The following is an 8,555-nucleotide window of genomic DNA, read 5'->3' as shown; positions in this document are numbered from 1 at the left end:
TCTCTACGCGACGCCGTGGCGGACGTTCCGCCGCATCACGCTGCCGCTGCTGTGGCCCGGCATCCTGGCCGGGCTGATGCTGGCCTTCGTGATCTCGCTCGATGACGTCGTCATCACCGAGTTCGTCAAGTCGGGCGGCCAGGACACGCTGCCGACCTACATGCTTGGCCAGATCCGTCGGGGGATAACACCCGAGATAAACGCGATATCGACCGTATTCCTGCTTTTGTCGGTCGCCATCGTGACGTTGTTTTTCTTCATCAGCAGGAAACGCGATTAGACATGAGAAATGGGAGCACAGCCATGAACTGGAAGATCACAGCGACCGCCATGGGGTTGGCGCTGCTCGCCTCGACAGGCGGCGCCTTCGCCGATGGCGAGCTGAACATCTACAATTGGGGTAACTACACCAGCCCGGACGTCATCAAGAAGTTCGAGCAGAAATACAACGTCAAGGTGACGATCACCGACTACGATTCGAACGACACTGCGCTGGCCAAGGTGCGTCAGGGCGGCACCGGCTTCGACATTGCGGTGCCGTCGCAGACCTACGTTCCGATCTGGATCAAGGAAGGTCTCCTGCTTGAGACCGATCCCGGAAAGATGGAGAACTTCAAGAATGTGGCGCCGGAATGGGCCAATCCCGAATTCGACCCCGGCCGCAAATATTCGGTGCCGTGGGCCTGGGGCACGATCGGAGTCGTTGTCAACACCGATGCCTACAAGGGACCGGCCGACAGTTGGGGCATTATCTTCAACACGCCGGATGAGCTCAAGGGCAAGGTCAATGTCGTACCCGAAATGAACGACGTCATGTTCGCGGCGACCAAATATCTCGGTGGCAAGCAATGCAGCACCGACAAGGAGCTGCTGAAGAAGGTGCGCGACACGCTTGTCGCGGCCAAGCCCAACTGGATCGCGATGGAATACAACACCATCGAGAAGATGGGCGCCGGCGACTTCAAGGCAACCAGCGACTGGAACGGTTCGGCGCTGCGCCAGCGGCTGGCGAATCCCGCCATCCATTACAATTATCCGAAGGAAGGCTTTGGCCTGTGGAGCGACAATGTGGTCGTTCTCAAGGAAGCCAAGAATGTCGAGAATGCCAAGCTGTTCCAGAACTTCATCATGGATCCGGAAAATGCCGCCGGGCTGTCGGCTTTCCATCGCTACGCCAATGCCATCACCGGTTCGGACAAATACATGCCGGCCGACATGAAGGATGCGCCCGAAGTGGTCATTCCGGCCGATGCCAAGCCGCAAGCCGAGCTGCAGCTGATGTGCCCGCCGGACGTCCAGGAACTCTACACCAAGATCTGGACCGAACTGCAGAAGTAGCCGCATCGTGACGGACCCGGCGGCAGGCGCCGCCGGGTCCGTTTTCATGTCGTCGGGACATTGATCATGGATTCCTACCGCAACTCGGATCCGCGGCCGCCGATCATGCAGGGCTCGCCGCCCAGGCTGGTGCCGCCGAAGCTCGACTGGGACCGGCCGCCGTGGAACCGATGGGCATTCCAGCATATCCGCGAGTTCCTGCCGACCGTCGAAGTCTGGCGTGGCCACGGCCATCGCCATCGTTTCGAACGGGCCGAGGTCGATCTCGACGCATTGCCGGTGGAGGACAGCACAGGTGCGCCGACGACGCTCGCCGGGCTGCTCGACGAGACCTACACGGACGGATTCCTGGTGCTCAAGGACGGCAGGATCGCCTATGAGCGCTATTTCAACGGGATGGACGAGCGCACGCTGCACCTGTCTCAGTCGATGGCGAAGTCTGTCACCGGCTCGGTATTCGGCATCCTCGTCGGGCGAGGACTGATCGATCCGGCAAAGCCGGTCACCAGCTACCTTCCGGAACTCGGCGCGACCGCCTGGACGGGCGCCAGCGTGCAGCATGTGCTCGACATGACGACGGGCGTGCGCTTTTCCGAGGAATACACAAATCCCTGCTCAGAGATCGCCCAGGTCGACGTCGCCACCGGCTGGAAGCCGGTGCCGCCCGGCAGCGACCCATCCTTCCAATGGCCGTCGCATCTGTTCGAGCTGATCCTGCGGCTTAAGGACAAGGTGCGACCGCATGGCGAGGCGTTCGAGTATCGCTCGATCGAGACCGATGTGCTGGCCTTCATCATGGAGCGGGTGACCGGCAAGCGGCTGGCGCAACTGGTTTCCGAGGAACTCTGGCAAAAGCTCGGCGCGGATGAAAGCGCCTGCTTCACCGTCGACAGCGCCGGCTATGCGCTCGCCGACGGCGGCTTCAACGCGACGCTGCGCGACTACGCCCGCTTCGGCAAGCTGATCCTGGACAATGGCGGCGGCGTGGTGCCGGCCGAGTGGATCGAGGCGACGCGCACCGGCAGGCACGGCCCGGGCTTCAATCCCAGCCTGCCCGAAGGCAGCTACCGCAACCAGTTCTGGATCGAGGATCCGCGCTCGCGCGCGCTAATGTGCCGGGGTGTGTTCGGGCAGCTTATCCACATCGGCTGGGACAACAGAATGGTCGTGGTGAAGCTTTCGACCTATCCGGATTTCACCAACACAGCCTATTCGGTGGCGACGCTGAAGGCCGTGCACGCCATAGCCGCCGCGCTGGCCTGACCCACAAGCAAGCAGAGGATCCCGGAGACCGTCATGACCGGCAGGACCGCGTTCGAGACAAGATATGGCTTGGCCCGCAACGCGGTGCTGCTCTCCAACTGGCGCGAAAGCCCGTTCAATCGCTGGTCGTTCCAGAATGTCGGCGAGCTGGTGCCGAGCGCGCCCTTCGCATCCGCCAGCGGCAGCGAGGCGCCCCCGCAGGCGCTTGGCGGGCTGCTCGACGAAAAGGTCGCCTCGGCAAATGCGCCGGAAACGGTCGCGGCATTTCTCCAGCGCTCGGATACCGATGCGCTGACCATTATGAAGGGCGGCAAATGGGTCGGCGACTGGTTGGCGCCGCATATGGAATTTGGCGCCCGCCACATCATCTTCTCGATCAGCAAGTCGTTCACCGCCATTCTCGCCGGCATACTGGAAGGCGAGGGGGTGTTCGACCCGGAAGCGCCCGTCGTCAACTACATCCCTGAGGCCAAAAGCTCTGCCTATGGCGATGCAAGCTGCCGGCACGTGCTCGACATGACCGTCAGCCTCGATTTCGAGGAGGCCTATCTCGATCCCGAGAGCGCATTTGCCCGCTATCGCCGCGCCACGCTGTGGAATCCGGGCGGCGGGTCCGAAAGCCTCAAGGCGTTTCTCCTGACGTTGCAGCGTCTCGGCGAGCCACACGGCCGGACCTATCGCTACCGCTCGCCCAATTCCGATTTGCTCGGCGCGCTGCTGGAGCGGGCGTCGGGCCAGCGCATCGCCGATCTTCTGCGAGATAAATTGTGGCTGCCGCTCGGCGCGACGAGCGAGGGCTCGATCGCCGTCGACATGGAAGGCACGGCGCGCACCGCCGGCGGTATTTCGGTGACGCCGCGCGACCTGGCGCGGGTCGGCGAGATGATGCGGCAGGGCGGCATGGCCAATGGCCGCCGCATCGTGCCGGATGCCTGGGTCCGTGACACGGTTTCAACCGGCGGCAGCTTCGAGGCCTGGCAGCGCGGCACGATGGCGTTTCTCTTTCCCAAGGGCCGCTACCGCAACAAATGGTACCAGACCGGTCACGACAGCGGCGCCTATTGCGGTATCGGCATCCACGGCCAGTGGCTCTATGTCAATCCGCGGGACGAGGTGGTGATCGCCAAGATGTCGTCGCAGCCGGAGCCTGTCGACGACCGGCTCGATGTCGAGCTGGTGGCGTTCTTCGAGGCGCTGAGCCGGATGGTCTAAGCCGTTCCAGGCGGCCCGCCTTCGCAACCCTTTTCTGTGGAACCTCGCTGCAGGGGCTGAACAGCGCGGTTGGCGAGGACGGCATCCCGGCCTATGGTCGCCGCTCTTTTCGACAGGGACCGGCATGGCATCCGACATCAAGCGCATTGCGGCAATCATAGCGTCCGAGATCGGCGCGCGGCCCGAGCAGGCGGCGGCGGCGATCGAGCTTTTGGACGAGGGCGCGACTGTTCCCTTTGTCGCGCGCTACCGCAAGGAAGTCACCGGCGGGCTCGACGACACGCAGTTGCGCGACCTTGCCGAGCGTCTGGCCTATCTGCGCGAGCTCGACGCGCGCCGCGAGACGATCCTCGGTTCGATCCGTGAGCAGGGCAAGTTGACCGCGGAGCTCGAGGCCAAGATCAATGCCGCGGCAACCAAGGCCGAGCTGGAAGACATCTACCTACCCTACAAGCCGAAGCGGCGCACCAAGGCGGAGATCGCCAGGGAGCGGGGGCTCGGGCCGCTGGCCGAGGCGATCCTCGCCGACCGCGCGGCGGTGCCCGCCGATCTCGCGCTCGCCTACATCACCGAAGAAGTGGCAGACGCAAAGGCCGCGCTCGAGGGCGCGCGCGACATTCTGTCGGAACAGTTCGCCGAGAATGCCGATCTGGTCGGCAAGCTGCGCGCCTATATGAAGGAGCGTGCCTTCCTGCGCGCCAGGGTCGTCGACGGCAAGCAGGAGGCGGGTGCGAAGTTCTCCGACTATTTCGACCATGTCGAGCGCTGGGCGAACGTGCCCAGCCATCGGGCGCTCGCCATGCTGCGCGGCCGCAACGAGGAGGTGCTGTCGCTCGACATCGAGGTCGATGCCGACGATGCCTCGCCGGTGAAGCCGGCCGAGCGCATGATCGCCAATGCCTATGCGATCGGCGGCAGCCTGCCGGGCGACCGCTGGCTGATGGAGGTCGCCGGCTGGACCTGGCGCATCAAGCTGTCCCTGCATCTGACGCTCGACCTGATGCGCGACCTGCGCGAGCGCGCCGAGGAAGAGGCGATCCACGTCTTCGCGCGCAACTTGAAGGACCTGCTGCTCGCGGCGCCCGCCGGTTCGCGGCCGACGATGGGGCTCGATCCCGGCATCCGCACCGGCGTCAAGGTGGCGGTGGTCGACGGCACCGGCAAGCTGGTGGCGACGACGACCGTCTATCCGTTTCCGCCCAGGAACGATGTGCGAGGAACGCAGGCCGAGCTCGCCGCGCTCATCCGCCAGCACAAGGTGGAGCTGATCTCGATCGGTAACGGCACCGGCAGCCGCGAGACCGAGAAGCTGGTCGCTGACATGCTGTCGGACCTGCCAGCCGGTTCCGGAACGAAGCCGCTCAAGGTGATCGTCAGCGAGGCGGGCGCTTCGGTCTATTCGGCCTCGGCGACGGCAGCGGCGGAATTCCCCGGCCTCGACGTGTCACTGCGCGGCGCCGTGTCGATCGCTCGCCGCTTGCAGGATCCGCTTGCCGAACTGGTCAAGATCGAGCCGAAGTCGATCGGCGTCGGCCAATATCAGCACGATGTCGACCAGTACCGGCTCGGCCGCTCGCTGGAAGCGGTGGTCGAAGATGCGGTGAATGCCGTCGGAGTCGATCTCAACACGGCGTCGGCGCCGTTGCTGGCACGGGTTTCGGGGCTAGGCCCATCGCTGGCCGAAGCGATCGTTGCGCATCGCGATGCGACCGGGCCGTTTGCCAGCCGCAAGGACCTGCTCAAGGTGGCGCGGCTCGGACCACGTGCCTTCGAACAGTCCGCCGGCTTTTTGCGCATTGCCAATGGCGCCGAGCCGCTCGATGCTTCCTCGGTGCATCCCGAAGCCTATGGCGTGGCGAAGAAGATCGTCGCAGCCTGCGGGCGCGACGTGCGCGCGCTGATGGGGGATAGTGCCGCGCTCAAGGCGCTCGACCCGCGTGTCTTCGTCGACGAGCGCTTTGGCCTGCCGACGGTGCGCGACATCCTGGCGGAGCTGGAAAAGCCCGGCCGCGATCCGCGCCCCGGCTTCAAGACGGCGACCTTTGCCGAGGGTGTCGACGATATCAAGGACCTGAAGCCAGGCATGCTGCTCGAAGGCACGGTGACCAATGTCGCCGCCTTCGGCGCTTTTGTCGACATCGGCGTGCATCAGGACGGGCTGGTCCATGTCTCGCAACTGGCCGACCGCTTCATCAAGGATGCGCATGAGGTGGTGAAGGCGGGCGATGTGGTGAAGGTGCGGGTCGTCGACGTCGACATCAAGCGCAACCGCATTGGTCTCACGATGCGCAAGGACGGCGACGGCGGTGCCCCGCGGAGCGGCTCGCGCGACAATGGTGGCGGCAGGCCGGCGCCGCGCACGCCGGCGCCGCCGCGCCAGCCGGAGCCGCCGGCCGCGCAGGGCGCGTTCGGCGCGGCGCTTGCCGAGGCCATGAAGCGGAAATAGCTACCAAGCCAGAACAGCCGGCTCCTTGCCGAGTTGGCCTAGCAGCCAGTCGCGAAAACTGGCGACCGGCGGATGGCCGCGCTTGTCATGCGGGACAACGAGGTAATAGGCGCTGCGACTCTGCATCGGTTGACCCGGCGCCGGCAGCAGTTGGCCGCGCTGCAATTCTGCGGCAATCAGGATTTCCGGCAGCAGCGCCACGCCGAGCCCGGCCATGCAGGCCTGGGCGGCGGTGCCGAACTGCTCGAACTGCATACCGGGTCCGGTCGGCGCGCTGAGCCCATGATGCTCAAACCATTCGGTCCAGGCGCCGGGGCGCGTCGCCATGTGCAGCAGTGGCAGGCGGCAGATGTCGGCCGGCGTGGCGATCCGTTGCCCTTTCACGAATTCGGGCGATGCCACCGGCGCCACCGTCTCGCGCACGAGCAGCGTGGAATCGGCATCCGGCCAGTCGGGCAGGCCGTAATGGATGGCGGCGTCGAGCCGTTCGCGGGCGAAGTCGAAGCGGCCGACTCGGGTGACGAAGTTGATGGTGATGTCGGGGTTGTTGGCGACGAAATCGGGGATCAGCGGCATCAGCCAGCGCGTGCCGAAGGTCGGCAAAATCGCCAGGTTAAGGATGCCCCCATGCCGATTGCTCATCAATCCAAGAGCTGCGTCGCGCAGTTGCCCGAGCGCCGAGCGCACCGCCTCGGCATAGGCCTCGCCTGCCGTCGACAGCCGGACATTGCGGCTGTCGCGCTCGAACAGTCGGCGTCCGAACTGTTCTTCCAAAAGGCCGACTTGCCGGCTGATGGCGCCTTGGGTGAGATCGAGCTCACGGGCGGCGGCGGTGAAGGAGCCCAGACGCGCCACCGCCTCGAAGGCGGCAAGGGCGCTGGTGGTCGGCAAAAGGCGGCGCTGGACGTTCATGATCTATTACTAACGCTCATTGATTGGTGATGCAATTTCGTTTGATTTTTTCCAGGCGGGAGCCGATAAGCCCCGCACCTCAAGATTTTGCGCGGGAGAGACAGGCCATGGCCGCCGACAAGAACGCATTCGTCTGGGAAGATCCCTTCCTGATCGAGGACCAACTCTCCGAGGATGAGCGCATGGTGCGCGACGGTGCCGCCGCTTTCGCCGCCGACAAGCTCGCGCCTCGCATCGAGGAGGCCTATCTCGACGAGAAGACCGATCCCTCGATCTTCCGCGAGATGGGCGAGGCGGGCCTGCTCGGCATCACCATTCCCGAGGAATATGGCGGGCTCGGCGCCAACTACGTCACCTATGGGCTGGTGGCGCGGGAAGTCGAGCGCATCGATTCCGGCTACCGCTCGATGATGAGCGTGCAGTCGTCGCTGGTGATGTACCCGATCCATGCCTATGGTTCGGACGAGCAGCGCAAGAAGTATCTGCCGAAGCTCGCCTCCGGCGAATGGATCGGCTGCTTCGGCCTCACCGAGCCGGATGCCGGTTCCGACCCGGGCGGCATGAAGACGCGCGCCGAGAAGACGGCGGGCGGCTACAGGCTTTCCGGCTCGAAGATGTGGATCTCCAACGCCCCGATCGCCGACGTCTTCGTCGTCTGGGCGAAATCGGCGGCGCACGACAACCAGATCCGCGGTTTCGTGCTGGAGAAGGGAATGAAGGGGCTGTCGGCGCCGAAGATCGGTGGCAAGCTGTCGCTGCGCGCGTCAATCACCGGCGAGGTGGTGATGGACGGCGTCGAGGTCGGCGAAGACGCGCTGCTGCCCAATGTCTCGGGCCTCAAGGGGCCGTTCGGCTGTCTCAACCGGGCGCGCTACGGTATCTCCTGGGGCGCGATGGGCGCCGCTGAGGATTGCTGGCACCGGGCGCGGCAATACGGCCTGGACCGCAAGCAGTTTGGCAAGCCGCTCGCCGGCACGCAGCTCTTCCAAAAAAAGCTCGCCGACATGCAGACCGAAATCGCGCTCGGCCTGCAGGGCTCATTGCGCGTCGGGCGGCTTATGGACGAGGGCAAGATGGCGCCGGAGATGATCTCGATCGTCAAGCGCAACAATTGCGGCAAGGCGCTCGACATCGCCCGCCAGGCCCGCGACATGCACGGCGGCAACGGCATCCAGATCGGCTACCACGTCATGCGCCATGCGCAGAACCTGGAGACGGTCAACACCTATGAAGGCACGCATGACGTGCATGCGCTGATCCTCGGACGGGCGCAGACTGGTATCCAGGCGTTTTTCTAAGCCGGCAATGCTGCTTAAATTAGGTGCAGCGCAACATCTCTGCTTGGAGAATGGCCTGCATTTGTGTCAGGGTTCGGCGAAGTGAA

Annotated in this window: 7 protein-coding genes; 6 read left to right on the top strand and 1 reads right to left on the bottom strand. The window is 64.7% G+C overall.

What is annotated here, in order from left to right; translation table 11 throughout:
• The 5 genes from EN745_RS06975 to EN745_RS06955 all read left to right on the top strand — a co-directional run.
• Window positions 1-280: ABC transporter permease subunit (locus EN745_RS06975; protein WP_127420859.1), on the top strand; the 280-nt coding region annotated here is incomplete at its 5' end.
• Between the two features lie 23 nt (window positions 281-303).
• A complete protein-coding gene (locus EN745_RS06970; RefSeq protein WP_126058511.1) occupies window positions 304-1,338 on the top strand; it encodes an extracellular solute-binding protein in 1,035 nt (344 codons plus the stop codon).
• Window positions 1,339-1,404: 66 nt separating this feature from the next.
• On the top strand, window positions 1,405-2,601 hold the full coding sequence (locus EN745_RS06965; RefSeq protein ID WP_127420858.1) for a serine hydrolase: 1,197 nt from the start codon (window positions 1,405-1,407) through the stop codon (window positions 2,599-2,601).
• Between the two features lie 33 nt (window positions 2,602-2,634).
• Window positions 2,635-3,813: a serine hydrolase gene (locus tag EN745_RS06960; RefSeq protein WP_127420857.1), complete on the top strand. Its 1,179-nt coding sequence runs from the start codon at window positions 2,635-2,637 to the stop codon at window positions 3,811-3,813.
• A 124-nt stretch (window positions 3,814-3,937) separates the two neighbouring features.
• On the top strand, window positions 3,938-6,259 hold the full coding sequence (locus EN745_RS06955; RefSeq protein WP_127420856.1) for a Tex family protein: 2,322 nt from the start codon (window positions 3,938-3,940) through the stop codon (window positions 6,257-6,259).
• Here the strand turns inward: EN745_RS06955 and EN745_RS06950 are convergent, their stop codons facing one another.
• Complete coding sequence (locus tag EN745_RS06950) at window positions 6,260-7,171, bottom strand: LysR family transcriptional regulator (protein WP_127420855.1); 912 nt, start codon at window positions 7,169-7,171, stop codon at window positions 6,260-6,262.
• Window positions 7,172-7,278: 107 nt separating this feature from the next.
• Between EN745_RS06950 and EN745_RS06945 the strand changes: the two genes are divergently transcribed.
• Complete coding sequence (locus EN745_RS06945; protein WP_127420854.1) at window positions 7,279-8,469, top strand: acyl-CoA dehydrogenase; 1,191 nt, start codon at window positions 7,279-7,281, stop codon at window positions 8,467-8,469.
• Window positions 8,470-8,555: the final 86 nt, after the last annotated feature.

It is taken from the genome of Mesorhizobium sp. M4A.F.Ca.ET.022.05.2.1 (assembly GCF_003998845.1).
Lineage (GTDB): Bacteria > Pseudomonadota > Alphaproteobacteria > Rhizobiales > Rhizobiaceae > Mesorhizobium.
This window is presented reverse-complemented; position numbering and strand designations above follow the sequence as displayed.